We start from the raw sequence: 25851 nt of genomic DNA, 5'->3' as shown, positions 1-25851 counted from the left end.
ATCTCTACACCGCCGGCCGGCTGCGGATGTCGTCGCTGACGCGACGCTCGAGGAACTGGCCATGCTTGAGGTCGCCGTGGAAGGTGCCCTCTTCCACGACCACGTGGCCGCCCTTGATCGTGACCGTCGGCCACGCGGTGACGACGTGGCCCTCCCACGGCGTGTAGTCGGTCTCGTGCAGGTCGGCGGCCTTGATCGTCTTCTCGAGCCCGGTCTGCAGCAGCACGATATCGGCGTCGGAGCCTGCCGCCAGCGCGCCTTTCCTCGGATAGAGGCCCATGATCTTGGCCGCGTTGGTCGAGATCATGTCGACGAAATGGGCTTCCGAATAGCCGCGCTTGGTCACCATCTGCGTATACATCAGCCCGACCCGCGGCTCGACGCCGGAGTTGCCGCCGGTCGTGTCGTCGATCCGGCTGCCCTGCAGCTTGACCCGCAGCGGACAGCACAGCTCGTCGGTGGCGATGGTCTGGATGGCGCCGCGGTTGGTCGCCTCCCACAGCCGCTTCTGGTCCTCGGGATACTTGAGCGACGGGTAGGTGTGGAACATCTGCCCGCCCGGCCGCTTGTAGTCCTCGGCGTTGTACATCAGGTACTGGTGCAGGGTCTCGCCGTACATCGGGAAGCCCTTCGCCCGCGACGCCGCGAGCGCCGCCACGCCGGTCGCCGCCGAGACGTGCACCATGTAGAGCGCGGCGCCCTCGACGTTCTCGGCGAGCCGGATCACGCGGTTGAAGGACAGCTCCTCCGACAGCGCGTTGTGCACCTCGGCCATGTGCTCGAAGCTGACGCGGTTCTCGCGCATCAGCTTCTCGTACATGAACATCACGATGTCGTTGTCCTCGGCATGGATGCAGGCGATGCCGCCCGCACCGGCGACCACCTTCAGCGCCTCCCAGATATGGCCGTGCGGCACCATGCGGCCGACATTTCCTGGCCGGATGTTGGTGGTGAAGATCTTGATGCTGGCATGGCCGTCCTGCATCGCGTCGGCGAGCTGGCCGAAATGCGGCTGCGGCACCTCGCCCATCAGGGTCAGGTGGAAGCCGTAGTCGCAGTAGCAGGCGCCCTTCCACTGAGCCTGCGTCGCCGCGATCGACTCCTGGACGGTGCGCTCGTGCACGCATTGCACGAAGTCGATCAGGGTGGTGGTGCCGCCATGCAGCGCCGCCTTGCTCACCTGCGACGGCGGATCGGTCAGCACATCGGGCCGGCCCGGCGCGCGCACCGGCATCAGGCAATGGATGTGCGGATCGATGCCGCCGGGAATGACCAGGCGGTGCTTGGCCGAGACCGTACGGGCAGCGTCGGGCAGCGAGCCCGGCCCGCCGACCAGTACGATGCGTCCATCCTTGACGCCGACGTCGGCGGCCTGGGTTCCGGTCGGCAGCACGCAGGTGCCGCCGGTGATGGCGAGGTCGAGCATCAGGAGCCTCCCGCCGGAGCGACGATCGCCGGCTCGCCTTCGGCGAAGCGGCGCAGGATCTCGTCCGGCTCGAGATCACGGAGGATGAAGACGAGGCGGCTGGCATGGTCGGCGTCCGGCCAGCGCTCCAGCCAGCGCGGCGGATAGAGCGTGTGCTGCACGGCGTGGATCGCCGCCGGCCCGCCCGGCCGATCGGCGAACTCGACCAGCCCCTTCACGCGCAGCAGCTTCTCGCCGTGATCGCGCGCCAGGCCGCCCAGCGCCATGGCGAAGCGCAGGCGGTCCATCGGCCGCTGCAGCCGCAGCGCCAGGGCGTAGATGCCATGGGCGTGCGCGGCCGCAGCACTCGGCCGCGGCCGCGGGAGCGCCCGGGGCGAGCCGCCGAACAGCAGGTCGCCCGCGTCGACCTCGCCGGCATCGACGATCGGCGCGGTCGGATTGAGCGACGCCAGCCGCTGCACGAACCCGTCCGGCGGAGACGCGAGATCGGTCTTGGTGAGCAGCAGCAGGTCGGCGACGGCCGCCTGTGCTACCGCCTCCGGATAGCGATCAAGCGTCGCCGGGCCGGCGACGGCATCGACAGTCGTCACGACGCGATCGAGGGTGAGCGACGCTTCGAGGAAAGAGTCGGCCGAGAGGGTGTAGAGAACCGGCCCGGGATCGGCGAGCCCGCTGGTCTCGAGCGCGATGCGCCGGAACGGCTTGGCCGCCGACGGACGCGACCGCAGCAGCCGGTAGAAGGCGTCAGCCAGGCCCTGGCGCACCGCACAGCAGGTGCAGCCGTTGGGCAGCTCGACCACGTCGTCGGCGGTGGCCTCGAGCAGCAGATGGTCCAGCGCGACGGCGCCGAACTCGCTGATCACGACCGCCGTGTCACGCAGGTCCGGCAGCGCGAGAACGCGGGACAGCAGCGTCGTCTTCCCGCTGCCGAGGAAGCCGGTCAGCACCGTCAGCGGGATCGGTTCGGCAGGGACCTCGGTGAGACGGGCGAAGCTCGGGTTCACGGCCTGCGATTTGGGCAGGCCGTCAGACCGCGGTCAACCTTGGCAGGACTGCACGAAGGCCACGAGCTCGCGATTGAATTTCACAGCGTCCTCGGCAAACGGCGAATGCCCGCAGCCGTCGAACCACGACACCTCGGCGTGCGGCATTGCGGCCAGGCTGGAGTCGACGGCGAGCGGCAGCACGACGGCATCGGCGCGGCCGTGCGTGATCAGCACCGGCACGCGCACCTTCTCCAGTGCCTCGATCGTCGGCCCGGGCTCGGTCGACCAGCCGCCGATCGCGCGGCGCACCGACGCCGGCACGCGCATGTTGTAGGCCAGCACCCGGCGGAACTCCGCCTCGGGAGGCTTCCTGCCGTAGCAGCCATCGACGAAGGCGATCGCCGCCTCGATCTCCTCGGCGCGCGACAGGGTCTCCGGTAGCGGCTTGAGCCCCGACGGCCCACGGCCGCGCGGGTCCTCGACCACCAGCGAGGCAACGAAATTGATGCCGGCGAGGCGAGCGTCGCCGTGCACCATCAGGTACTGCCGGATCACCCGCCCGCCCATCGACCAGCCGACCAGCACCGGCCGCCGCAGCCGCTTGGCGGCGATGACGGCGGCGATGTCGTCGGCCCAGACGCGGCTGCCGCGATAGGCGGCAGGATCGGCGGGCTGCTCCGACTCGCCGTGTCCTCGCTGGTCGAAGGCGACGACGCGGAAGTGCGTCGCCAGCGCCTCGATCTGCGGCGTGAAGCAGAGGTGGCACTGGGCGAAGCCATGGATCAGCACCACCTCCGGCCCCGCCGGATCGCCCCATTCGTAGACCGCCAGCCGCGTGCCGTCGGGCGCGCGGACCTCGCTGCGCTGCGGCTTCACTTCTTCTCGATGTTCCAGAGCACGGTGACCGGCGCCTTCAACCAGCCGACGACGTTGGCCCGCGCCGCGCCCGGCCCGTACCACTGGCCGAGCCAGGCATATTGCGCCGTCTCGAGCGCGCGGTTCTGCACTGCCAGGGCCAGCGCCTTGGACTTGGCCGGATCGGTCTCCTTTGAATAGGCGTCGCGCAGCTTCTCCATCTCCGGATCGTTGGGCCAGCCGAACCACGCCTTGTCGCCGTTGGCGACCGTGAAGTTGGCAGCGATCGGATTGAGGATGTCGGCGGCAATGGCGTAGGTGTGGAAGGCGCTCCAGCCGCCCTTGTCGGCGGGATCCTTCTTGGCACGGCGCGACACCACGGTCTGCCAGTCCATCGCCTGCATGTCGACCTTGAAGCCGCCCTGCTCGAGCAGCGCCTTGGTGACCGGCGCCATGTTGGTCAGCACCGGCAGCGTCGTCGACTGCATCAGCACCACCGGCGAGCCATCGTAGCCCGCCTCCTTGAGCAGCGCCTTGGACTTCTCGAAGTTGGGCTTGGTCAGCAGGTCGCCCTTGATCTCGAAGCCGTTGGGCGTGCCGCAGACGAAGGCAGCGGTGCAGACCTTGTAGTACTGCTGCTCGCCCACCGTCGCCTTGAGGTAGTCCTCCTGGCGCATCGAATAGAGCGCGGCCAGCCGGATCTTCGGATTGTCGAACGGCTTGGTCAGATGGTTCATGCGCAGCACGAACTGCTGGCCGAGCGGGTTCCAGTCGACCGCCTGCACCGCCTTGTCCTTCTTCAGCAGCGGAATGAGGTCGTGCGGCACCTGCTCGATCATGTCGACCTCGCCGGCGATCAGCGCGTTCACCTGCTGCGTCGGATCGGGCATGTCGATGAACTCGACGCGATCGACCTTGGCGATCTTGCCGCCGGCGAGGCCGGAGGCGGGCTCGCTGCGCGGCTTGTACTTGGGGTTCTTGATGTAGACGTGCTTCTCGCCCGGCTTGGACTCGGCGTTGACATAGATGAACGGGCCGGAGCCGATCTGGCTGTCGATCTGCTTGAACGGATCGGTGCCGGCAATCCGCTTGGGCATCATGAACGGCACGTTCGACGAGGGTTTGCCGAGCGTGTCGAGCACCAGGCCGTACGGCTCCTTGAGTCGCAACGTGAAGGTCTTGTCGTTGACCGGCTTCAGCTCGGCGACGAAGTCCATCAGCTTCTGGCCCATCGGATCGCGCGCGCCCCAGCGCTTCAGCGACACGACGCAATCCTCCGCCGTCACCGGCGCGCCGTCGTGCCATTCCAGGCCGTCGCGCAACGTGAAGGTCCACAGCAGCTTGTCAGAAGACACCTCGTACTTGTCGACCATCTGCGGCTTCACCGCGTTGCTCTCGTCGGTCGAGAACAGCGTGTCGTAGATCATGTAGCCGTGGTCGCGGGTGACGTAGGCCGTCGTCCAGATCGGGTCGAGGATCGTCAGATTGCCGTTCTGCACGAACTTCAGGGCCTTGCCCTGGGCCAGCACCGGTGCCGCGGCCAGCAAGGCGAGCGCGCCCGTTCCTGCCGCGAGAAGGCGGCGATTGATCTTGAGCATGTGACCTCCCGGTTATTGTTTTGTTGAAATCGTTTCCAGTATCCTCCCGATGCCGACACTTGGAGTCAACACTATCGAGTCGGACTGGAGGAAATCGTTTCCAACAAGCGTATCGTCACGATCCACGACGTGGCGAAAGCCGCCGGTGTCTCGCTCAGCTCGGTTTCACGGGCGCTGAATGGCGGCAAGAACGTAAGTGCCAAGATCGCGCGCGACGTGAGCGCAGCGGCCAGCAAGCTTGGCTACCAGCCCGACTTCATGGCCCGTGGCCTGCGCACGCGATCGACCGGGATGGTCGGCTGCCTGGTGCCCGACATCGCCAATCCCCTCAACGCCACCATCGTGCGCGCGGCGGAGGCCCGTCTGCGCGAGGCCGGCTACATGCTGGTCGTCGCCAGCACGGCGAACGATCCCGGACGCGAGCGCTCGGCCGCCGGCGAGTTCCGCGGGCGGCGGCTCGACGGCATGCTGGTGGCACCCGGGAGCGACGCCAACGACACGACCTGGCGAGAGCTCACCGCCACCGGCACCCCAGTCGTGATCGTCGATCGCGATCCGCTGGATGAAGACCCCGCCGTCCTGGTCGACCATCGCGCCGGCGCACAGGCGGCGACGCGATACCTGATCGGCCTCGGGCATCGACGCATCGCGCTCCTGACGGCCGATGCACGCATGCGCCCCAGCCGCGAGCGCATCGCGGGTTTTCACGAGGCTTTCAACGAGCTGAACCTCGATCCAGGCGGCGCGCAGCTCTGCATCCAGGCTTCGCCGATGGACTTCGCGCACGCCGACACGCTCGCCCTGCTCCGCGACGCGGCCCGGCCGACGGCGATCATCGCGCTCGGCACGCGCATCCTCGCCGGCACGTTGCGGGCGGCGCGCGACACGGGGCTTTCCGTGCCGGACGACCTCTCCGTGCTGTCGGTCGGCGACACCGACCTTGCCGCCGCCCATACGCCCGCGATCACCGCGCTGCGCTGGAGCCTCGACGATGTCGGGCGTGCGGCCGCCGAGCTGCTGCTGCAGCGGCTGCGCGGCGATGTCGACGGCCCGCAATCCCGGGCGGTGCTGCCGGTCGACCTGGTGCTGCGCGAGTCCTGCGCGCCGCCGCGGGTGACCTCAGGCTGACAGCAGCCCGCGGGTCTGCGCGAACAGCCGCGTGATCCCGAGCAGGCCGTCGATGAAGGGCGTGGCGACGCCGGTTCGCCGGCCAAGCTCGTGCACCGCGGTCACCAGGGCATCGAGCTCGATCGGCTTGCCGCGCTCGGCATCGACCAGCATCGAGGTCTTGAAGGCGCCGAGCTCGCGCGTGACCGCGTGGCGCGCCTCGGGATCCTGATCGATGATACAGCCGATCCGGGCGCCGATCGCCGAGGCCTCGAGCATCGCCGCGGAGCAGAAATTGCGCACCAGCACGTCGTCGAGCATGCGATCGCCGGTGGCGCCGGTCAGCGCCGACACCGGGTTCATCGTCATGTTGCCCCAGAGCTTGTACCAGATGTCGTGACGGATGGCGGGCGAGGAGGTCACCTCGAAGCGCGCCTCGCTCAGCAGGTCATGCACCTGCTTCAGGCGTGGCGACATCGTCCCGTCGGGCTCGCCGACGATCAGGCCGTTGCCGTTGCGATGCACGACCAGGCCCGGCTCGGCCGTCGCGGCACTGAGATGGACGACGCAGCCGACGACATGGCGGAGCGGGATGGCTCGGGCGATGGCGCCGCCGGGATCGACGCTCTGCAGGGGTTTCCCGCCCACTGCCTCGAGCCCTTGCGCGAACCACCACGGCACGCCGTTCATCGCCGGCAGCACGATCGTGTCCGGCTTGAGCAGCGGGCCGATCTGGCTGGCGATCGCCAGCATGGCCGGCGCCTTCACCGCGATCACCACGAGATCCTGCGGCCCGAGCTCCCGTGCCTCCGCCGAGGCTCGCGTCGGGGTATTCAGCAGAGCCTCACCCTGCTTGAGGCGCCAGCCTTGGGTGTTCAAGGCCTTCAGCGTCTCGCCGCGGGCAAATGCGCACACCTCGGCCTCGGTGTGCATGGCAAGCCGCGTGCCGATGAGGCCACCGACCGCGCCGGCGCCGACGATGCAGATCTTCATGGGCCCGATCTTGCCATCAACCGGGCAGCACGACATCCCGGCTGAGATTGTCGTGCTTGGGGTCCATCCGCCGATAGTCCATCGTCACCTCATCCCCGGGATGGATGTCCTTGAGCGCAAAGTAGGTCACGTCGCCGTCGTCCGACTGCAGGTTCGGCGTCTCGGAGTGGTTCATGTACCAGCCGACGGAAATACGCAGGAAGTCGATCGGCGCCCAGTAGCCGCCCTCGGTCCGGATGCCGAACTTCTTGATCAGGTTCTTTTGCGGCGAGGTATGCGCCCTCTTGAGCGGCATCCACCGGCTGTCCTCGGGCGAGAAGACGCGGACGAACTCGCCCTTCCTGATCACGATATCCGAAAAGCACCCGATCCCATCGATCTTCGACGGCCCCAGATAGAGCAGGGCCTTGCTCCACACGCGCTTCCCCATGGCTCGACGAACTCTTGCCTCACGATACAAGCCGCGCTTTTGCCAACTCCGGGTGGCGAGCGCAACTCCCGTCGAGGTACCCTCCGACACCGACCGTCGAGGGGAATCCGAATGCCAGACGCCGTTGCCGAGACCCGCACGATTCCGGCGCCCAGCCATCCGCTCGACCCGCTGACGCCTGACGAGATCCGGCAGGCGTCCGCAGCCGTCCGGGCCGCGCACGATCTCGGGGCCGGCATGATGTTCGAGACCATCACCCTGCGCGAACCCGAAAAGGATGTCGTGCAGGGCTTCCGCCCGGGCGCACCCTTCCCGCGCGAGGCTTTCGTCTGCGCGTTCGACCGCGCCAACGGCCAGGTCTGGGAAGCCCGTGTCGATCTGGCGACCGACACGGTCGTCGACTGGCGACACGTCCCCGGCGTTCGGCCGCGCATCCTGGTCGACGACATCACCCTGGTCGGCGAGGTCGCCCGGGCCGATCCACGGTTCCGGGCGGCGCTGGCCAAGCGCGGCATCACCGACATCGACAATGTCCAGGTCGATCCCTGGTCGGCCGGCAACTACGGGCTGCCGGACGAAGCGGGCCGGCGGCTCTGCCATACGTTCTGCTGGTACCGGACCGAGAAGAACGACAACCCCTACGCCCATCCCATCGAGGGACTGTGCCCGGTGGTCGACCTCGACCGGGCCGAGGTGCTGCGCGTCGATGACTACGGCATTGCCGATGTCCCGATGCAGAGCCGCAACTACGCCGCCCGCTATCGCACCGTCTACCGCAACGACGTGAAGCCCCTGGAGATCGTGCAGTCGGAAGGTCCCAGCTTTCGCGTCGAGGGCAACGAAGTCCTCTGGCAGAAATGGCGTTTGCGGGTGGGCTTCAACGCGCGCGAAGGCCTCGTGCTGCATGCCGTCGGCTACGAGGATGGCGGCAGGCTACGGCGGGTGCTGCATCGCGCGGCGTTGTCCGAGATGGTCGTACCCTACGGCCATCCCGATGGCGGGCACTATCGGAAGAACGCCTTCGATGTCGGCGAATACGGCATCGGCGTCCTCGCCAACTCCCAGACGCTGGGATGCGATTGCCTCGGCGCCATCCGCTATTTCGATACCTGGCTGGCCGACAGCAAGGGCGAGCCCTACTGCATCGAGAACGCGGTGTGCCTGCACGAAGAGGATTTCGGCATCCTGTGGAAGCACACCGACCTGTTCACCGGCGAGGTCGACGTGCGACGCGCGCGCCGTCTGGTCGTGTCGTCGATCTCGACGGTCGGCAACTACGAATACGGCTCGTTCTGGTACTTCCACCAGGACGGCTCGATCCATTTCGAGATGAAGGCGACCGGCATCCTGAATACATCGGGCCTCAAGCCCGGTGAGCGGCCCGACTATGGGACGATCGTCTCGCCCGGCGTCTATGCGCATTACCACCAGCACATCTTCAATGTCCGCCTCGACATGGCGATCGACGGCGAGCGCAACCGGGTCGTCGAGGTGGATACCGTGGCGATGCCCATCGGTCCCGACAATCCGCACGGCAACGCCTTCACGATCCGCGAGAACGTGCTGAGGACCGAGCAGGCTGCGCAGCGCAACGTCGACTTCAACGCGGCCCGCTTCTGGAAGATCGAGAGCACCGAGCGTCGCAACGCGATGGGCCAGCCGACCGCCTACAAGCTGCTGCCGCTGAGTCCGGTTCCGATCTTCTCCAACCCGCAGTCGATGGTGGCCAAGCGCGCCGCTTTCATGACTCGACAGCTCTGGGTCACCGCCTATCACCCTGACGAGCTCCATGCCGCCGGCCGCTATCCCAACCAGAGCGGCGGCGGCGACGGCCTGCCAACCTGGACCGCAGCGGACCGGCCGCTGATCGATACCGATATCGTCGTCTGGCACAGCTTCGGCCTGCACCATATTCCCCGTCCCGAGGACTTCCCGGTCCAGCCCGTGACGACGTCGGGCTTTGCCCTTCACCCCGCCGGCTTCTTCAGCGAGAATCCGGCGCTCGATGTACCGCCATCGGATCGCGGCATGAGCTGTTGCGTCGACTGACCCTCATCGCGGTGCTTTCCGCGCGAGGATCGGCGCCAGTGCCTCGGTGAGGGTCCTCGAGTGGAGCGCCTGGCACTCCTCGTTCAGCCGGACGGCGGACTCCCAGAAGCAGTCGCGGGGATATCGGCTGCGGTTCGGCGGCACGACGAAGGGCAGCCCCGCATCGAGATAGAGTTGCCGGATCGATGCGTCTCGGGAAGCCGGAACGGGCCAGTCGTCGTAGGTCGGCGGCAGCGTGCCGACAACAAGGATGCGGTTCTCCTTCGCCCAGGCGAAGAACGCCGACAACCGCTCCCGCGTGCTACGCCTCATGGATCGAGCTCTATGCCCTGAGCGAGATGGCCCTTACGGCGCGAGCGCCGGCTGGATCGTGCTCTATGTCCGGCGCAACGAGCGCCGCGCTGCCGAAGGCAGATCGGTCGGCTAACTCATTGAAAGGGAATGGTGCCCAGGGGCGGAGTCGAACCACCGACACTGCGATTTTCAGTCGCATGCTCTACCAACTGAGCTACCTGGGCGCGCCGTTAGGCGGGCGGCTGTATAGGACGCGTCAACGTTCCTGTCCAGTTGGTCCCTGCAGCGGCCCCTCGTCGTCGCCGGGCGGCTCGTCGGTGGGCACGCGGTAGCTTTCCTTCAGCCAGCGTCCGAGATCGATGTCGGCGCAGCGCTTGGAGCAGAAAGGACGGTATTTTCCGTCAGCCGGCTTGCCGCAGACCGGGCATTCCGCCTGGGTCCTCACGGCGCGCAACGGAACGGGTCGGTCCGGCGGTGTCATGGCGTCGCCAAAATCGCGCCGGCCGACCGAAGCGTCAACAGGGAGCGGCGGGCTGCCCGACGACAATCGAGCAGCCCGCCCGCAGAAATCAGGCGTCGATCAGATCGCGCTCGGCGATCTCGTCGGCGACCTTGTCGAGCCTATCGAGGCCGAGGTCCGGCAACGGCATGAACATCGTCGCAGACAGGCCAGGATTGAGGCTCTGCAGCGAGATCTCGCGGCCGTTGGCGAAGCGCACGGCGTCCTTGTGCAGGCCGCCTTCGAGGCGGGTCATCACGACCTCTTCGGAGGCGCCGATGCCCAGGGTCTGCTGCAGGGCCTCGTCGATGCCTTCGAGGCGAAGATGCGCGCCGGCAGGCACGCAAGCGGCGGTGTCGCAACTCGTGCCGGCCGCGAAGCCCATCGAGCCGGTGCCAAAGCGGACCAGCTTGTAGGACTCGCCAACAGCGGCGGGGACGGAACGATACAGTTCGAGGGAATAGTCACACATTTTTACAGGCCTCCAGAGGATGGTGGCCGCTCGGCTGACCGAATGGGGGGAGTCGGACGGCTAACCGATAAACGCCGGACGGCGGATTTTCGTTCCTCAATCTTGCGTGTGTTCGAGGGCCTGGAGCTGCCCCGCCAGGGTGGTCCCGCGGCGGGCCCGGGTCAGCTCGAAATGGCCAAGCCGTGTGAATCCATAGACTTGGCAGGGCACCGGGTCGTCGCCCAGCGCCTCGGCCAGTGCGGCCTGCACTTTGTCACGATCGTATGCGCTGCGCATGGTCACGAAATCGACCACCACCGCGCCCGCGATATTGCGCAGGCGAAGCTGCTGGGCGATCGCCGGCGCGGCCTCGAGATTGACCTCGACCGGCCGCCGCGGCGCCCGGCCCTGCCGGCCCCCGGCACGGGCGCTGTCGACATCGATCGCGCACAACGTCTCGCCCGGCTCGAACAGCACTTCGACGCCGCTCGGCAGCGCGATGCGCGGGGCCAGAGCGGTGTCGATCTGGCCCGCAACGTCGTCGACGTCGAACACCGGCATGGGTCCGTTGTGCCAGCGAACGCGGATACGCTCCTGGCGGCGGTCCATTTCGTCTTGCAACGTACGCGCCATGGCGCGGTCGTCGATGATCACCTCCTCGAGCCCGGCGCCGTAGTCACGCAGCATGCGCTCGATCGGATCGCGCTCGCCGGGGATGCGCGCGCTCAAGTCGGCCGGCGGCACGGCGTCGAGCGCGCGGCGGCGGAGGCGCTCCCAGCGCTCCATCACGCGCGTGGCGTCGGTGCGCAGCAGCTCGGCGGTCGCACCGGCTGCGGCGGTGCGCAGGATCACGCCGCCTTCGAGCAACGTCGCGACATGGCCGGCCAGCCGCTCGCGCTCGGACTCGCCCTCGATGCGGCGCGAGAAGCTCACGCCCGTGCCCAGCGGGTGATAGACGAGATAGCGGCCCGACACGGCGATGTTCATGCTGAGGCGCGGACCCTTGTCGTGCTCGCCCTCGCTGCGCACCTGCACCAGCACCGGTGCGCCGGCCTGCGGCCAGCCATCGAGGCCGGCGCGGTCCTCGGCGCGCAGGAAGCCCGAGCGGCCGGTGCCGATATCGACGAAGGCTGCATCGAGGTCGGTCATCACCCGCTCGAGCCGGCCGAGGAACACGCTGCCCTCGATCGACGGCCTGTCGCGGCGGGCGATCTGCAGCTCGACCAGCCGGCCGGCGGCAGTCAGCGCCATCAGGAAGGCCTGCGGCAGGACGTGGCAGATCAAGCGATCGATGCCGCTCATCGCACGGCCTTCAGCAGGGCCAGCGTCTCGAACAGCGGCAGGCCGACCACGTTGCTGTAGGAGCCGGAGAGGAACGACACGAACGACGCGGCACGGCCCTGGATGGCGTAGCCGCCGGCCTTGCCCTGCCATTCGCCGCTTCTGACATAGTCGTCGATCTCCGTGCGCTCGAGCCGCTTGAAGCGCACCGCCGTCTCGACCAGGCGCGCGCGGACCCTGCCGTTGCAGCCGACCGCGACGCCGCCCAGCACCTTGTGGCGGCGGCCCGACAGCAGCGCCAGACAAGCGCGCGCCTCGGCCTCGCTCTCCGCCTTCGGCAGGATGCGCCGGCCGACCGCGACCACACTGTCGGCGGCCAGCACGACGGCATCGGCCGGATGATGCGGCGCCACGGCGGCGAGCTTCGCCCCGGCCATGCGCAATGCGTAGGCGCGCGGCAGCTCGCGCGGGGCCGGCGTCTCGTCGGTGTCGGCGGGATCGATCGCGTCGGGCTCCAGGCCGATCTGCCGCAACAGGTCCAGCCGGCGCGGCGAAGCGGACGCCAGGACGAGCAACGCCTACTTGAAGCGGAAGGTGATGCGGCCCTTGGTCAGGTCGTAGGGCGTCATCTCGACGGTGACACGGTCGCCTGCCAGCACGCGGATGCGGTTCTTGCGCATCTTGCCCGAGGTGTGGGCGAGAATGGTGTGGTCGTTGTCGAGCTTGACGCGAAACATCGCGTTGGGCAGCAGCTCGGCTACCACGCCATTGAACTCGATCAGGTCTTCCTTGGCCATCCGGGCTCCAAATCAGGGACTAAAGGCGAAACGGCCCGGAAAATGGGCTCGGTCCAGGGGTTAGTCAACGCTCCCCTTCCCGCTTGTCCCCCGGACCGCCTAAAATCGCCCGCATGTCAGTCCTTCGCCTGGCGGGCCTTGTCGCCTGCTTTCTCGTATCCGGCCTGTGCCACGCCCAGACGCCACCGACCGCCCCCAACGCGATCACCCATCCTGCACAGAAGACCATCGGCGTGCCGCAGGCGCGCAAGCACTCCGAGGCGCTGATCGTGCTCAATGCGCGCGGCGCCAGGCTCGCCGGCCCGACCCTCAGCCTCGAAGGCGTCGCGCCCTCGGCCATTCTGTTTGCCAGCCGGCCGGTGCGCGCGGCGGGCCACATGACGACCACCGAGATGATCGAGCTGTGGACCACCGGCAGCTTTGCCAAGGATCCGCCCAATGCGACGGTCTCGGCCTTCGCCAAGGACGGCTCGAAGGTGACCGACGCGGTCGTGACCCTGCGCAATCCCAAGCTCGCGGGCGAGCGGCTGACCTTCGACGTCGCGGTGCTCGAAGGCAGCCTGGGCGATGCCGACGGGCCGGCCTCGGTGTTCATCGACACGATCTGGTTCGGCGTCGGCTCGAACGGCTTCACCTATCTCGGCCAGAACCAGACGACCGGCGGCACGACGCCGGCCTTCGGCAGCCGCGACGACACCAGCAGCATGACCGGCTGGTCCAATCCCGCCCCGAGCGGCCGGCCCACCAACAACCGCGGCACCCTCGGCCGCCTGCCGGGAGGCGCACCGCCGCCGCCCGACTATCGCTCGCCGTGCGGCGCCCCGCCCCTCCAGCCCTGCTACTGACCCATGCGTATCGCCCTTCTCGCCGTCGCCGCCCTGCTCGCCGTCGCCACCGGTGCCGCGGCGCAGACTCCGTCCAAGACCATCGGTACGCCGCAGCAGCCGCAGATCGTGCCGTCGATGATCGTGCTCAACGCCAAGGCGGCGAAGCTCGCCGGCCGGACGCTGACGCTCGACGGCGTGTCGCCCAATGCGATCGTGTTCGCCGACCGGCCGGTCCGCGCCGCCGGGCATGCCCTGACCGCACACTTGCTCGAGGAATGGAGCGCCAGCGCGCCCGACAGCTTCGCCAAGGACCCACCCAACGCCACCATCTCGGTGTTCGACCGGGTCCGGGGCGCCGTGGTCGACGCCGTCGTGGTGCTGAAGGCGCCCAAGCTCGACGGCGACCGGCTGATGTTCGAGGCGACGCCGATCGAGGGCGACCTCGAAAACGCCGACGGGCCGGCAACGCTGTTCATCGACATCGTCAACCTGCCGATGGTGCGGCGAACCGCCCATCGCGCGGCGTGGTATGCCGGGGCGAAGCAGCCGTAGCGGCGCTCGACGGCCGCGCTGCCATCGGGCACCTTCGCGGCCAAGAAATGAATGGGAGGCTGGCCGGTCTTGCGGCAGCTGCTTTTCGGATTCGACGGCCGGATCGGCCGCGTCGCCTTTTGGACGGTGCAGGTGCCGGTGCTGGCCCTGTTCTGGCTCTACGGCCGGCATGTCGATCCTCTGCTCGCGCGCTGGTTTCCCTACAGCGTGTTCGAGGGGTTGACGGTCGCACTGGCGCTTGCCGCGCCGCTGATCTGGGTGCAGTGCGCGATCGTGGTCAAGCGCTGCCACGACCGCGGCAAGTCGGGCTTCTGGGCACTGCTGCTGTTCATCCCAGTGCTCGGCTGGCTATGGCTGCTGGTCGATTGCGGCCTGCTGCGCCCCCCGCGCGAGCTGGTCGGCGCCTGAGATCCTACCGCTTCGCCTCGCCGCACCATTTCAGCTCGCGCAGCACGAGACTGTGCAGCTCCGCCACCTGGGCGAGCGCCGGATAATCGACGCACTTCTGGTCGTGCGGATTGTAGGCCGCCGCCATCAGCCGGCCGCTGACGTCGTGCTTAAGGCCCAGCACGTGGCCGAGCTCGTGCCGCATCACCGCGCCGATATCGCGGCCGCCCAGGCGGTCGAGGTAGAGCAGCACGAGGCCGCCGCCGGCCGGGAACGGCGTCGTGAGGCCGAGCGGTTCGGGCCCGTTGCGGTAGGCGCTGTGGCTGACCGCGATGATCGCCCAGATCGCCGGCCGGTTGGCATCGATCTGCAATTCGAAGCGCATCTCGCCGTTGAGAGCGACGTTCCATTCGTTGACGGCCCGCAGGATCTTGGCGCGCTGATCGTCGGAGAAGGCGCCGACCAGCGTCATCGGCACAACCGGAGATCGCCACTTGAGGTCTTCGGCCTGTGAGAGGCCTGGCAGCTGAAGCGCGCTCAGCAGAACCGCCAGTCCGAGGAACCGGCGAAGCAGAGAAACCGGCATATCGGCTCTCCCGAGAAATGAACATGAGAAAATGGTTTAAAAATACTCTTCAACTATAAGTAAAATATAGAGAAAGAGTCAACGAATGCACGTCAGTGGATACATCCGTTGCGTGTCAAATATGCCTTCAGAAGAAGAGAGGGAGGGAGGGATTGCGCCGCGATCAGCGCGCCGGCGTGGCCTCGCCGCACCAGCGCAGCTTCTGCAGCGGCAGATCGTAGAGCTCCGCCAGCTGGGCCATCGCCGCATAGTCGACGCACTTCTGATCGTGCGGATTGTATTCGGCCGCCATCAGGCCGCGGCTGCCCTCGTGCTGCAGCCCGAGCACGTGCCCGAGCTCATGCAGCATGATGCCGTCAAGGTTCTTGCCGCGAATGCGATCGAGATAGATCATCAGAAGGCCGCCGCCGGCCGGCAGGGCCTTGACCTCGGCCAGCGTCTCGCGCCGGTTCTGCACCGGGCTCTGGGCGATCGCGGTGATCGCCCAGACCCGCCGGCCGTTGGCGTCGGCCGCGGGCGCGAACCGGGCGACGCCGTTCAGAGCGCGATTCCATTCATCCAGGGCCTGCGCGATCCTCGCCCGATCGTCGCCGGAGAACGGGCCGATGATGACGGTCTCGATCGTGGCCGGAAGCTCGGCCGCAGGCGATGCCGTGGACAGCATCATCGCCGATCCCGCGAGCCCGCAGCGCAGGAGAGAGATCGCCGTCATATCGAAGGCGACGACGGCGCGCCGAAGCGCGCCTTGAGGCGCGCCAGGATCAGGTCGCGCGTGCGCCGGTAGGCATCAAGCCGCGCCTCGCGCGAGCCCTCGACGGCGCTGGGATCGGGGATCGGCCAGTACTCGACGTCGGTCGAGGCGCTGCGGGTGAACTCGAGCGCGCAATGGTGCGCCTCGGGCGACAGGGTCACGATCAGGTCGAACTCGCTCGGATCGACGTCCTCGAACGACTTGCCGTAATGCCTGTGCAGGTCGATGCCGATCTCGTCGAGCACGGCGACGGCGAAGTTGTCGAGCGCGTCGGGCGCGACGCCGACCGAATCGAGATAGGCGGTCTGGCCGTACAGCCGTTTGGCCAGCGCCTCGGCCATCGGCGAGCGGATGGCGTTGTGGCTGCAGGCGAACAGTACGCTGGCAGGCAACGTGCTCATGCTTTGATGTGCAGGGCGCAGATCAGCGTGAACAGGCGGCGCGCGGTGTCGAGATCGACCTCGATCTTGCCGGCCAGCCGCTCGCGTAGCAGCTCGGAGCCCTCGTTGTGCAGGCCGCGGCGGCCCATGTCGAGCGCCTCGATCTGCGAGGGGCTGAGCTTCTTGATGGCGGCGTAGTAGCTTTCGCAAATCAGGAAGTAGTCCTTCACCACCTTCCTGAACGGCGTCAGTGACAGGATGATGTCGCGCAGCTTGCGATCGTCGCCCGAGTGCACGCCGAACACCAGCCGCTGCTCGAAGATGCCGATGTGGAGCTTGTAGGGGCCGGGCTCGCCCTCGATCAGGCAGAAGTCGTTCTCCTCCAGCAGGTCGAACAGGGCGACGGCACGCTCGTGCTCGACCTCGGGCGTGCGTCGCGCCACCGATTCCTCGTCGAGGGCGATGTCGACGATGCGCCGCACCTGGGTGGGGGCCGCGGCCATGGTCAGCGGCGGTTCAGCCGGATCGACACCGAGCGGCCATGGGCATCGAGGCCCTCGGCCTCGGCCAGCGCCAGCGCCGCGGGCCCCAGCGCCGCCAGCGACTCCGGCGTGCAGGCCACGATCGAGGTGCGCTTCAGGAAGTCGGCGACCGACAGCCCGCCCGAAAAGCGCGCCGCGCGCGAGGTCGGCAGCACGTGGTTGGTGCCGGCGACATAGTCGCCGATCGCTTCCGGCGTGTGGCGGCCGATGAAGATCGCGCCAGCATGGGCGATCGTCTGGCTGAGCGCCTCGGCGGCGTCGGGCTCCAGCGCGAGCTCGACATGCTCGGCCGCAATGGCATCGACGATCGGCGCGCAAGCGGCGAGGTCGCGCACCAGGATGATGCAGCCATTGTCGCGCCAGCTCGCGCCGGCGATGTCGGCTCGCGTCAGCGTCCTCAATTGGCCATCGACGGCTTTCGCGACTTCGTCGGCGAACGGCGCATGATCGGCGATCAGCACCGACTGCGAGGAGGCGTCGTGCTCGGCCTGCGACAGCAGGTCGGCGGCGATCCAGGCCGGATCGTTGTGCCGGTCGGCGACCACCAGGATCTCCGAGGGACCGGCGATCAGGTCGATGCCGACCTGGCCGAACACGCGGCGCTTGGCGGCCGCGACATAGGCATTGCCCGGGCCGGTGATCTTGTCGACCGGCTTGATCGACGCGGTGCCGTAGGCGAGTGCCGCCACCGCCTGCGCGCCGCCGATGCGCCAGACCTCGTCGGCACCGGCGATCTCGGCGGCCAGCATGACCAGCGGATTGAGCACGCCGTCGGGCGTCGGCACGACCATGACGATGCGCTTCACGCCCGCCACCTTGGCAGGCACGACGTTCATCAGAACCGACGACGGGTAGGCTGCCGTGCCGCCCGGCACGTAGACGCCGACCGCATCGATCGGCCGGTAGCGCGCGCCGAGCCGCGTGCCGGTGTCGTCGGTGAAGTCGACGTCCTGCGGCAGCAGCTCGCGATGGAAGGTCTCGATGCGCTTGGCCGCGAACTCGAGTGCCTCGCGCTGCGCCGCCGGCACCTTCTGCGCGGCGGCGTGTCGCTCGGCGTCGGAGATACGCAGGCCCGCGGCATCGGTGTCGACACGGTCGAACCGGCGCGTGTAGCCGACCACTGCGGCGTCACCGCGGGCGCGCACGTCGGCGATGATGTCGGCGACCACGCGATCGACATTCTCGTCGGCGTCGCGGTTGCGGCCGAGGAACGCCGAGAAGTCCTGTTCGAAACCCGGTGCCGAGGCGTCGAGCCTAAGCGGCACGGCGCACCTCGCGGAAGCGATCGACCCAGCCGCCGACCCGCTGCGGCTGCGTCTTGAGCGCGGCGCGGTTGACGATGAAGCGCGAGGTGATGTCGGCGATGTGCTCGATCTCGACCAGGCCGTTGTCGCGCAGCGTGCGGCCGCTGTCGACCAGGTCGACGATGCGATGGCTGAGGCCGAGCGACGGCGCGAGCTCCATCGCGCCCGAGAGCTTCACGCACTCGGCCTGCACGCCGCGCGCGGCGAAGTGGCGGCGCGTCACCTCGGGGTACTTGGTGGCGATGCGGACGTGGCTCCAGCGCCGCGGATCGTCGCTGCCCGCCATCTCGGCCGGCTCGGCGACGGCCAGCCGGCACTTGCCGATGCCGAGATCGATCGGCGCGTAGATCTCGGGATAGTCGAACTCCATCAGCACGTCGGACCCGGCGATGCCGAGATGGGCCGCGCCGAACGCCACGAAGGTCGCGACGTCGAACGAGCGCACGCGGATGATGTCGAGATCGGGATGGTTGGTGGTGAAGCGCAACTGGCGCGAGTCCGGGTCGGCGAACGCCGCTTCCGGCTCGATCTTGGCCGCCGCCAGAACCGGCGCGGCTTCCTTCAGGATCCGGCCCTTCGGCAGGGCCAGGATCAGCTTTTCGTTGGCTTCGCTACGCACGACAGAGCTCCAAGACGCGAACGCCCGCCCCGGGCCCGGCGTCACTCGGCCGGATGGGCGGGCTTCCACGGGGTGGGCCAAGGCTCCCCGACATCCCCCAAATGGCACGCGAGACGGTCGATTTCCAGCCGTATGGCGCGGTCCGCGGCAAAGCGCAGGACCACCGTCCCGGCCCCTTCCATGCCCAGCGCCAGCAGCTCCAGCACCCGGTCGGGCTCCTGGAGCGGGATCTTGTGATGGTGGACGGCCTGCACCGCATTGAAAACCAAGGCGGAATGGGTCCGCCAGTAGGCCGTCTCGACGGTCGCGTCGGCCTCCCAGCGGAAGCGGTTGAGCAGGAGAACAAAACGGTTCTCGGCGGCGAAAAAGGCGCAGTCGCGCACCGCCACCAGCGAGTCCTGGACCGCCGCCGAGATGACGCCGAGGTCGTCGGCGTCGAGCGCCGAGAGCTTGAGCTTGCCGTCCATCAGCCCTTCAGCCGCTCGATCTCCGCCCCGCAGGCGGCGAGCTTCTCCTCCAGCCGCTCGTAGCCGCGGTCGAGATGGTAGACGCGGTGCAGCGTGGTCTCACCCTCGGCGGCGAGGCCAGCGATGGCGAGCGACACCGAGGCGCGCAGGTCGGTCGCCATGACGTCGGCACCGCGCAGCCGCGGCACGCCGCGCACCAGCGCCGACTCGTGATGGATGGTGACGTTGGCGCCCATGCGCATCAGCTCGGGGACGTGCATGAAGCGGCTTTCGAAGATCGTCTCGGTGATCATCGAGGCGCCCTCGGCGCGGGTCATCAGCGCCATCATCTGCGCCTGCAGGTCGGTCGGGAAGCCGGGATAGGGCTCGGTCATGACGTCGACGCCGTGCAGGCCGTTGGCGCGGCTGACGCGGAAACCGCGGTTGGTCCTGTCGAGCACCACGCCGGCCGCGCGCAGCGTCTGCGCCGGCGCCTCGATCAGGTCGAGCCGCCCGCCGACAAGCTCGACGTCGCCCGCCGTCATGGCGATCGCCATCGCATAGGTGCCGGTTTCGATGCGGTCGGGGATCACGGCGTGCGTGGCCGGCTTGAGCTGCTCGACGCCTTCGATGGTCAGCGTCTCGGTGCCGATGCCGCTGATCGGCACGCCCATCTTGGCGAGGCACTCGGCGAGATCGGTGATCTCCGGCTCGCGCGCGGCGTTGGCGAGCACGGTCGTGCCCTTGGCGAGCGCCGCCGCCATCATCAGGTTCTCGGTCGCGCCGACCGACACCTTCGGGAAGGTGTAGCGCGCGCCCTTCAGCCCCTTCGGCGCCCTGGCGACCATGTAGCCGCCGTCGATCTCGATCTCCGCGCCCATCGCCTTCAAGCCGGCGATATGCAGGTCGACCGGCCGCGCGCCGATCGCGCAGCCGCCGGGCAGCGACACCTTCGCCTCACCCTCGCGCGCCACCAGCGGGCCCAGCACCAGCACCGAGGCGCGCATCTTGCGCACGATGTCGTAGGGCGCCGTGGTCGAGGTGATCTTGCTCGCCTGCAGGGTCAGCGTCGTGCCGTGGCTGTGGCCGTTCTCGCCGGGCGCCGCGGTGATCTCGACGCCGTGCTGGCGCAGCAGCGCGATCATGGTAGTGATGTCGGCGAGCCGCGGCACGTTCTTCAGCACCAGCGGCTTGTCGGTGAGCATCGCCGTCACCATCAGCGGCAGGCAGGCATTCTTCGAGCCCGAGACGACGATCTCGCCCTTGAGCTGCTTGCCGCCTTTGATCCTGATGCGATCCATGAGGGGGTTCCTTAGATCTTGGGCAAGGTGACGCCGCGCTGGCCTTGGTACTTTCCGGCCTTGTCGCGGTAGGAGACCTCGCAGGGTTCGTTGCCCTGGAGGAACAGGAACTGGCAGGCGCCCTCGTTGGCGTAGATCTTCGCCGGCAATGGCGTGGTGTTGGAGAACTCGAGCGTGACGTGGCCCTCCCATTCGGGCTCGAGCGGCGTCACGTTCACGATGATGCCGCAGCGGGCATAGGTCGACTTGCCGACACAAATCACCAGCACGTCGCGCGGGATGCGGAAGTATTCGATCGTGCGGGCCAGCGCGAAGGAATTGGGCGGGATGATGCAAACGTCGGTGGTCCGGTCGACGAAGCTGTTCTCGGCGAAGTTCTTCGGATCCACCACCGCCGAATCGACGTTGGTGAAGATCTTGAAGTCGCTGCCGACCCGGGCGTCGTAGCCGTAGGAGCTGAGGCCGTAGGAAATGATGCCTTCGCGCTTCTGGGCGTCGACGAAGGGCTCGATCATGCCCTTTTCCTGCGCCATGCGGCGGATCCAGCGGTCGGAAAGGATGGCCATTCTTGATCTTGTCCGGGAGGGGGTTCGAGGCTTCTAGACGAGCGGACAGGACCGCTCAACCGGACTCCTAGCGGAGGAACCCGTCGATGCTGCGATGCGCCTGCCGGCGGAAGTGCTCCGCTTCCTCCTGTCGCGGCGTCAGGGGCCGAACCCAGCGCAGAAGACGCTCCATCAGGGGAATGCCCAGCGCCAGAACGATGCCGGCGCCAATGACGGCGAGCGTATAGGCGATCACGGCTCCTCCTTCTCGGCGACCTCGATCCGCTCCTTGGCGCGCGCCTGGGCCTTGCGCCGCTTGAGGTTTTCCCGCAAAGCGGCCGCCAGCCGCTCGGCGCGCTCGTCCTTCGATGGGGGCGTTTTGGCAGAGGCGGTCATTGGCCGGAAGGATACACCATTGGCTGAGGCCTTGCGCACGCCGGATGACCGATTCCAGGGGCTGCACGGCTGGGCCTATGCGCCCTTCTATCACCTGCAGCCGGACGGGCTGCGCCTGCACTATGTCGATACCGGCGCCCGCCGGCCGCCGCGCACCTGGCTCTGCCTGCACGGCCAGCCGACCTGGAGCTACCTCTACCGCCGCATGATGCCGCTGTTCGTCGCCTGCGGGGATCGGGCGATCGCCCCGGATTTCCTGGGCTTCGGCCGCTCCGACAAGCCGGCCGAAGAGAGCGCCTACAGCTTCGACCTCCACCGCCAGAGCCTGCTCGAGCTGATCGAGGCGCTGGACCTCACCGATATTGTCCTGGTCGTGCAGGATTGGGGCGGCCTGATCGGCCTCACCCTGCCGATGGCCATGCCCGAGCGGTTCCGCTCGCTGCTGGTGATGAACACGATGCTGGCGACTGGAGACGAGCCGCTTTCCCCGGGCTTCCTCGACTGGCGCGCCTTCTCCAATCGCAACCCCGACATGGACATTGCGCGCCTGATGAAGCGCGCCTGCCCGCACCTCGGCGACGACGAGGCGGCGGCCTACGCCGCGCCCTACCCCGACGCGACCTACAAGGCGGGCGCGCGCGCCTTCCCCAACCTGGTGCCGGAGACCCGCGATGCCCCTGGCGCGGCGTTGTCGCGACAGGCCCGCGACTTCTGGCGGCGCGACTGGACAGGCAAGAGCCTGATGGCGATCGGCATGAAGGACCCGGTGCTCGGGCCGCCGGTGATGCAGGCGCTCCATGCCAATATCCGCAACTGTCCACAGCCGTTCGAGATCGCCGACGGCGGCCATTTCCTGCAGGAATGGGGACAACCCATTGCTCGTATCGCGTGCGATACACTCTAGGCGTCGACGCCCGAATCCCACGCCATTACCTTTTCGTGAATGTTTGCCTTCAGCCACGTCTGGCCCTGGATCGGCCTCGGTGCGGCGGGCGTGCTGTTCGTTCTGCTGTCGACCAATGCGCTGCGCAGCGACCGTTCGGTGTCGCGCTGGCGCGACCTGGTCTGGCTGACCTGGGCGGCAGTCTTCGCTTACCTCGTGCACCAGTTCGAGGAGCACGGCATCGACGTCCAGAATCGGGTGTACGCCTTCCGCGGCTTCCTGTGCGCCGAGATCGGCTTCGCCGATACCAATACCTGCCCGGTGCCGCTCGCCTTCATCACCGCCGTCAATGTCGCCGCGGTGTGGGTGGCCGGCCCCTTGTCGGCCCTGCTGGCGGCGCGCTGGCCGGTGATCGGGCTCAGCTTCTTCGCCATCCCGTCGGCCAACCTGTTCGCCCACATTTTCCCGACGCTCACCCTGCAGAGCTACAATCCCGGGCTCTTCACCGCCCTCGCCCTCTTCCCGCCGCTGTCGCTGCTGGCCTTCGCGGCGGCGATCACGCGCTACCATCTCGGCGTGCGCGCCGTGCTGGCGACGCTGTTCGCCGGCGCCGTCCTGCACGCAATCCTGATGGGATCGCTGCTGTCCTTCGTGAACGGCCGGCTCGACCTCGACACCCTGGTGCTGCTGCAGATCGCCAATCCGCTGCTGTCGGCGCTGCTGGTCGTGATCCTCAGCGGCCGTCGGGTCGTGCGCCGCTTCGCGACTTGATTCCACAAAGTTCCCACACTCGTGGGAAGCCTCCGATGTCGATGGCGTACGGGATTCTCGCGAATCCCGCCGACACACACCCCCTCCCCCACGGTGTTAGGATACCGCGAAGCGGGTCAAAACAGCCGTCCTGGAACGCCATCCCCCACCCCGACTTGGTCGACGTCAGGCCGCCAGCCTCCTCGCCATCTCCGCCGGCACCTTGACCGGCATGTCGAGCAGCATCTGGGCGAAGGCCTTGGCCAGCGGATCGGCCTTGAGCGAGGCCATGCCGCCGCCGCCCAGCGCCTGGCGCAGCAGGAAGTTGAATCCGCCGATGCCGGGCAGCCGCCAGCGCGTGACCGGGCCGCCGATGCGATGGGCGAAGTACGTCGCGACCGCGTCCTCGGTCACCTCCGACTCCAGGATCGGCACGTATTCGGGCGCGCGGGCGAAGATGCCGATATTGGCGTTGTCGCCCTTGTCGCCCGAGCGGCCGTAAGCCAGCGCCGCCAGCGGCACCGTCTCGGTCGCACCCGAAACCTTCGACGGCGCGGCCGGCGCCTCGGCCGGAAGCTGCGCCGTCGTGAAGCCGCCGGAGCGCGCGCCCTCCTGCATCGGGATCCGGCGGCCCTCGAGATCGATGGTCACCGGCACCTGGGTCTTCGGGATCAGGCAGGAGAACATGCGGATCACCGGCGTCGGCGAGACGCGGCCGGCGCCGAAGCTGCCGGTCATGCCGACCACGCCGCCGGTCGACATCGGCGCGATCTCGCGGCCGAGCAGGCCGAGCGCTTCCTTCTGGTCGTGCTTGGCCGCGATCTTGACCACGACCTCGCGGCTGTCGGCGGTGCGCGCGTGCGGGCCGTAGGTCGCCTCGCCGCCGATGATCTCGATGCTGACGTCGCGGTAGTCGGCCCAGCCCTTCTCGGCGAAGACGCGGCGCGTCTTCTTGATGATCGATTCGGCGCTGTGCCTGCCCTTGGCCACCGCCTCGCGGCCGCCCAGCATGAAGATGGTCGAGAGCTTGTAGCCATCGGGGAAGGTGGTCGAGACCTTGTAGGTATCGGTCGCCGGCCGGCCCTTCGCACCCGACACGCGCACGCGATCCGGGCCGACCTGCTCGTAGCGCGCCTCGGTGAAGTCGCAGACCACGTCCGGCACCATGTAGGCGCGCGGATCGCCGATCTCGTAGAGCATCTGCTCGGCCACCGTCGCCGGCGTGATCAGGCCGCCGGTATTGTCGGGCTTGCCGAGCACGAAGCTGCCGTCGGCCTCGACCTCGGCGACCGGGAAGCCCATGTCGTCGTAGCCCGGCACCAGCCGCCAGTCGGTGAAGTTGCCGCCGTTGCACTGCGCCCCGCATTCGATGGTGTGGCCGCACAGGGTGCCGGCGGCGAGCCGGTCATGGTCGTCCATGCCCCAGCCGAATTCGTGGATCAGCGCGCCCAGCGTCACCGCCGAATCGACACAGCGGCCAGTGATCACCACATCGGCGCCCTCGCTGAGCGCCCGCGCGATCGGGAAGCCGCCGAGATAGGCGTTCATGCTGGCGATGCGACCCGGCAGCGACGCGCCCGTGTCCATTTCCCGGATATCTGTTTTGCGCAGCTCCTCCAGCCGCGGCTGCAGGTCGTCGCCCAGCACCAGCGCCACCTTGAGGCTCACCCCCGCTTCGTCGCAGGCCTTGATGACGGCGTCGCGGCAGGCCTGCGGGTTCACGCCGCCGGCATTGGTGATGACCTTGATCTTCTTGTCGGCGATCTCCCTGGCCAGCGGACCCATCACAGCGGTCACGAAATCGGTGGCGTAGCCGAGCTGCGGATTGCGCATCTTCTGGGCGGCCATGATCGACATGGTGACTTCGGCGAGATAGTCGCTGACGAGATAATCCACGTTGCCGTGACGCACGAGCTGCGCGGCGGCCGTCTCGGTGTCGCCCCAGAAGCCGGAGTGGCAGCCGATGCGGACGGTCCTGGGCATGCTCACTCCTTCCGCTTGCGGTTGACGAACGCGGTCATGCGCTCGAGATGCTCGCCGTCGGCGACCGACTCGGCCATGGCGTCAATGCCGGCCTGAATGCCCTCGTCGATCGACAGCCGCTCCCAGCGCCGCATCAGCCGCTTCTGCGCCCGTACGGCCTTCGGCGTCGCCTCGACGATCGAGGTGACGCAGCGCTCGACCGCGGCGTCGAGCTTGGCGGCCGGCACGACCTGCTCGACCAGGCCCCAGCGGTCGGCGGTGGCGGCGTCGATGTTCTCGGCGGTGAGCAGCAGCCACGAGGTGCGGCCCCAGCCGATCAGGCGCGGCAGCAGCGCCGCCTCGACGACCGACGGCAGGCCGACCTTCACTTCCGGCATGCCGAACCAGGCATCGTCGGCGGCGATGCGCATGTCGCACGCCACCGCGACCTCGAGCCCGGCGCCCAAGGTGTAGCCCTCGGCCTTGCAGATCACCGGCACCGGCACGTCGCGGATCGCCTGGCAGAGCTTGTGGATCTGGGTGAGGAAGCGGCGCCCGTCCTCGGGATGCTTCATCGTGATCATATGGTTGATGTCGGCGCCGCCGATGAAGGCGCGGCCGCCGGCGCCGGAGAACACCACGCAGCGCAGGTCGTCCTCGCGTGCCAGGCCGAGGAACGCCTCGGTCAGGTCGAGCAGCGCCGGCGGATTCACCGCGTTCAGCTTGCGCGCGTTGTCGTACACGACACGCGCGACCGTGCCGCCGGGACGGCGATCCCAGGAGATGTCGACCTTGTGGATGCTCGCCATGCGTTTCGCTCCGTGACGCTTCTTAATTGACCAGAGTTCTTCTAT

Annotated in this window: 32 protein-coding genes and 1 tRNA gene; 7 read left to right on the top strand and 26 right to left on the bottom strand. The window is 68.2% G+C overall.

Annotated features, from left to right (window positions below):
* Positions 1–4: 4 nt before the first annotated feature.
* From J0J01_RS24580 to J0J01_RS24565, 4 genes are read right to left on the bottom strand one after another with little or no spacing between them, the layout of a single operon-like run.
* Complete coding sequence (locus tag J0J01_RS24580) at positions 5–1426, bottom strand: amidohydrolase family protein (RefSeq protein ID WP_296385543.1); 1422 nt, start codon at positions 1424–1426, stop codon at positions 5–7.
* Positions 1426–2430 (bottom strand): GTP-binding protein, encoded by a 1005-nt coding sequence (locus J0J01_RS24575; protein WP_296385541.1) that lies wholly within the window; start codon positions 2428–2430, stop codon positions 1426–1428. The genes J0J01_RS24580 and J0J01_RS24575 overlap by 1 nt, the downstream gene beginning before the upstream one ends.
* A 33-nt stretch (positions 2431–2463) precedes the next feature.
* Positions 2464–3288: an alpha/beta hydrolase gene (locus J0J01_RS24570; protein ID WP_296385539.1), complete on the bottom strand. Its 825-nt coding sequence runs from the start codon at positions 3286–3288 to the stop codon at positions 2464–2466.
* Positions 3285–4865 (bottom strand): ABC transporter substrate-binding protein, encoded by a 1581-nt coding sequence (locus J0J01_RS24565; protein ID WP_296385538.1) that lies wholly within the window; start codon positions 4863–4865, stop codon positions 3285–3287. The genes J0J01_RS24570 and J0J01_RS24565 overlap by 4 nt, the downstream gene beginning before the upstream one ends.
* Before the next feature lie 129 nt (positions 4866–4994).
* Between J0J01_RS24565 and J0J01_RS24560 the strand changes: the two genes are divergently transcribed.
* Positions 4995–5993 (top strand): LacI family DNA-binding transcriptional regulator, encoded by a 999-nt coding sequence (locus J0J01_RS24560; protein WP_296385536.1) that lies wholly within the window; start codon positions 4995–4997, stop codon positions 5991–5993.
* Here J0J01_RS24560 and J0J01_RS24555 read toward each other — a convergent pair.
* Both J0J01_RS24555 and J0J01_RS24550 read right to left on the bottom strand, forming a co-directional pair.
* Positions 5985–6965: a 2-dehydropantoate 2-reductase gene (locus J0J01_RS24555; protein ID WP_296385533.1), complete on the bottom strand. Its 981-nt coding sequence runs from the start codon at positions 6963–6965 to the stop codon at positions 5985–5987. The genes J0J01_RS24560 and J0J01_RS24555 overlap by 9 nt on opposite strands.
* Positions 6966–6981: 16 nt before the next feature.
* Positions 6982–7395, bottom strand: a complete 414-nt coding sequence (locus tag J0J01_RS24550) for an SET domain-containing protein (RefSeq protein ID WP_296385531.1) — start codon at positions 7393–7395, stop codon at positions 6982–6984.
* Between the two features lie 111 nt (positions 7396–7506).
* Between J0J01_RS24550 and J0J01_RS24545 the strand changes: the two genes are divergently transcribed.
* A complete protein-coding gene (locus J0J01_RS24545; protein WP_296385529.1) occupies positions 7507–9444 on the top strand; it encodes a primary-amine oxidase in 1938 nt (645 codons plus the stop codon).
* A 3-nt stretch (positions 9445–9447) separates the two neighbouring features.
* On the opposite strand, the gene J0J01_RS24540 is transcribed toward J0J01_RS24545, so the two are convergent.
* From J0J01_RS24540 to infA, 7 genes are all read right to left on the bottom strand, one after another.
* Positions 9448–9756 carry a hypothetical protein gene (locus J0J01_RS24540; RefSeq protein ID WP_296385527.1) on the bottom strand — a complete coding sequence of 103 codons (309 nt, stop codon included), beginning with the start codon at positions 9754–9756 and terminating at the stop codon, positions 9448–9450.
* Positions 9757–9886: 130 nt separating this feature from the next.
* Positions 9887–9962 (bottom strand) — tRNA-Phe (locus tag J0J01_RS24535).
* 32 nt (positions 9963–9994) lie between these two features.
* Positions 9995–10219, bottom strand: a complete 225-nt coding sequence (yacG, locus tag J0J01_RS24530) for a DNA gyrase inhibitor YacG (protein ID WP_296385524.1) — start codon at positions 10217–10219, stop codon at positions 9995–9997.
* An 88-nt stretch (positions 10220–10307) separates the two neighbouring features.
* Positions 10308–10709, bottom strand: a complete 402-nt coding sequence (locus J0J01_RS24525) for a hypothetical protein (RefSeq protein WP_296385522.1) — start codon at positions 10707–10709, stop codon at positions 10308–10310.
* 96 nt (positions 10710–10805) lie between these two features.
* Positions 10806–11990, bottom strand: coding sequence for a ribonuclease E/G (locus J0J01_RS24520; protein WP_296385521.1), 1185 nt, complete (start codon positions 11988–11990; stop codon positions 10806–10808).
* On the bottom strand, positions 11987–12544 hold the full coding sequence (locus J0J01_RS24515; RefSeq protein ID WP_296385519.1) for a Maf family protein: 558 nt from the start codon (positions 12542–12544) through the stop codon (positions 11987–11989). The genes J0J01_RS24520 and J0J01_RS24515 overlap by 4 nt, the downstream gene beginning before the upstream one ends.
* Before the next feature lie 3 nt (positions 12545–12547).
* On the bottom strand, positions 12548–12766 hold the full coding sequence (gene infA, locus J0J01_RS24510; RefSeq protein WP_296385517.1) for a translation initiation factor IF-1: 219 nt from the start codon (positions 12764–12766) through the stop codon (positions 12548–12550).
* A 113-nt stretch (positions 12767–12879) separates the two neighbouring features.
* On the opposite strand from infA, the gene J0J01_RS24505 reads away from it, so the two are divergent.
* The 3 genes from J0J01_RS24505 to J0J01_RS24495 all read left to right on the top strand — a co-directional run bounded on the left by J0J01_RS24505 (position 12880) and on the right by J0J01_RS24495 (position 14553).
* Complete coding sequence (locus J0J01_RS24505) at positions 12880–13611, top strand: hypothetical protein (RefSeq protein WP_296385514.1); 732 nt, start codon at positions 12880–12882, stop codon at positions 13609–13611.
* 3 nt (positions 13612–13614) lie between these two features.
* The gene (locus tag J0J01_RS24500) at positions 13615–14145 is read left to right on the top strand and encodes a hypothetical protein (RefSeq protein ID WP_296385512.1); all 531 of its coding nucleotides are present in this window, start codon (positions 13615–13617) and stop codon (positions 14143–14145) included.
* Between the two features lie 69 nt (positions 14146–14214).
* Positions 14215–14553 carry a DUF805 domain-containing protein gene (locus J0J01_RS24495; protein WP_296385511.1) on the top strand — a complete coding sequence of 113 codons (339 nt, stop codon included), beginning with the start codon at positions 14215–14217 and terminating at the stop codon, positions 14551–14553.
* 4 nt (positions 14554–14557) lie between these two features.
* Here J0J01_RS24495 and J0J01_RS24490 read toward each other — a convergent pair whose 3' ends face one another.
* The 11 genes from J0J01_RS24490 to J0J01_RS24440 all read right to left on the bottom strand — a co-directional run bounded on the left by J0J01_RS24490 (position 14558) and on the right by J0J01_RS24440 (position 21402).
* On the bottom strand, positions 14558–15004 hold the full coding sequence (locus J0J01_RS24490; protein WP_296385509.1) for a matrixin family metalloprotease: 447 nt from the start codon (positions 15002–15004) through the stop codon (positions 14558–14560).
* A 277-nt stretch (positions 15005–15281) separates the two neighbouring features.
* Entirely contained in the window at positions 15282–15785 is a 504-nt protein-coding gene (locus J0J01_RS24485; RefSeq protein WP_296385507.1) for a matrixin family metalloprotease, read from the bottom strand.
* Positions 15786–15826: 41 nt separating this feature from the next.
* The gene (locus J0J01_RS24480; RefSeq protein ID WP_296385505.1) at positions 15827–16270 is read right to left on the bottom strand and encodes an arsenate reductase ArsC; all 444 of its coding nucleotides are present in this window, start codon (positions 16268–16270) and stop codon (positions 15827–15829) included.
* Entirely contained in the window at positions 16267–16752 is a 486-nt protein-coding gene (locus tag J0J01_RS24475; RefSeq protein ID WP_296385503.1) for a UPF0262 family protein, read from the bottom strand. Before J0J01_RS24475 ends, J0J01_RS24480 begins: the two co-directional genes overlap by 4 nt.
* Positions 16753–16754: 2 nt before the next feature.
* A complete protein-coding gene (gene hisD, locus J0J01_RS24470; protein WP_296385501.1) occupies positions 16755–18056 on the bottom strand; it encodes a histidinol dehydrogenase in 1302 nt (433 codons plus the stop codon).
* Positions 18046–18714, bottom strand: coding sequence for an ATP phosphoribosyltransferase (gene hisG / locus J0J01_RS24465; RefSeq protein WP_296385499.1), 669 nt, complete (start codon positions 18712–18714; stop codon positions 18046–18048). The genes hisD and hisG overlap by 11 nt, the downstream gene beginning before the upstream one ends.
* Positions 18715–18755: 41 nt before the next feature.
* Positions 18756–19181 carry a DUF2948 family protein gene (locus J0J01_RS24460; protein ID WP_296385497.1) on the bottom strand — a complete coding sequence of 142 codons (426 nt, stop codon included), beginning with the start codon at positions 19179–19181 and terminating at the stop codon, positions 18756–18758.
* Complete coding sequence (gene murA, locus J0J01_RS24455) at positions 19181–20461, bottom strand: UDP-N-acetylglucosamine 1-carboxyvinyltransferase (RefSeq protein WP_296385495.1); 1281 nt, start codon at positions 20459–20461, stop codon at positions 19181–19183. Before murA ends, J0J01_RS24460 begins: the two co-directional genes overlap by 1 nt.
* A gap of 11 nt (positions 20462–20472) precedes the next feature.
* Positions 20473–21027 carry a dCTP deaminase gene (dcd, locus tag J0J01_RS24450; RefSeq protein ID WP_296385493.1) on the bottom strand — a complete coding sequence of 185 codons (555 nt, stop codon included), beginning with the start codon at positions 21025–21027 and terminating at the stop codon, positions 20473–20475.
* A gap of 67 nt (positions 21028–21094) precedes the next feature.
* Entirely contained in the window at positions 21095–21262 is a 168-nt protein-coding gene (locus J0J01_RS24445; RefSeq protein WP_296385492.1) for a hypothetical protein, read from the bottom strand.
* Complete coding sequence (locus J0J01_RS24440) at positions 21259–21402, bottom strand: hypothetical protein (RefSeq protein WP_296385490.1); 144 nt, start codon at positions 21400–21402, stop codon at positions 21259–21261. The genes J0J01_RS24445 and J0J01_RS24440 overlap by 4 nt, the downstream gene beginning before the upstream one ends.
* 19 nt (positions 21403–21421) lie before the next feature.
* Between J0J01_RS24440 and J0J01_RS24435 the strand changes: the two genes are divergently transcribed.
* Positions 21422–22306, top strand: a complete 885-nt coding sequence (locus tag J0J01_RS24435) for a haloalkane dehalogenase (RefSeq protein ID WP_296385489.1) — start codon at positions 21422–21424, stop codon at positions 22304–22306.
* 39 nt (positions 22307–22345) lie between these two features.
* Entirely contained in the window at positions 22346–23056 is a 711-nt protein-coding gene (locus tag J0J01_RS24430; protein WP_296385486.1) for an HXXEE domain-containing protein, read from the top strand.
* A gap of 165 nt (positions 23057–23221) precedes the next feature.
* Here the strand turns inward: J0J01_RS24430 and J0J01_RS24425 are convergent, their stop codons facing one another.
* Together J0J01_RS24425 and J0J01_RS24420 are read right to left on the bottom strand one after the other, a co-directional pair.
* Positions 23222–25018 (bottom strand): acyclic terpene utilization AtuA family protein, encoded by a 1797-nt coding sequence (locus J0J01_RS24425; RefSeq protein WP_296385485.1) that lies wholly within the window; start codon positions 25016–25018, stop codon positions 23222–23224.
* A gap of 2 nt (positions 25019–25020) precedes the next feature.
* On the bottom strand, positions 25021–25806 hold the full coding sequence (locus J0J01_RS24420) for an enoyl-CoA hydratase (RefSeq protein WP_296385483.1): 786 nt from the start codon (positions 25804–25806) through the stop codon (positions 25021–25023).
* Positions 25807–25851: the final 45 nt, after the last annotated feature.

Origin of the sequence: Reyranella sp., from assembly GCF_017305915.1 — a bacterium.
Lineage (GTDB): Bacteria > Pseudomonadota > Alphaproteobacteria > Reyranellales > Reyranellaceae > Reyranella.
Note: the sequence above shows the minus strand (reverse complement) of the source record. Positions and strands in the feature narration are given on the sequence as shown.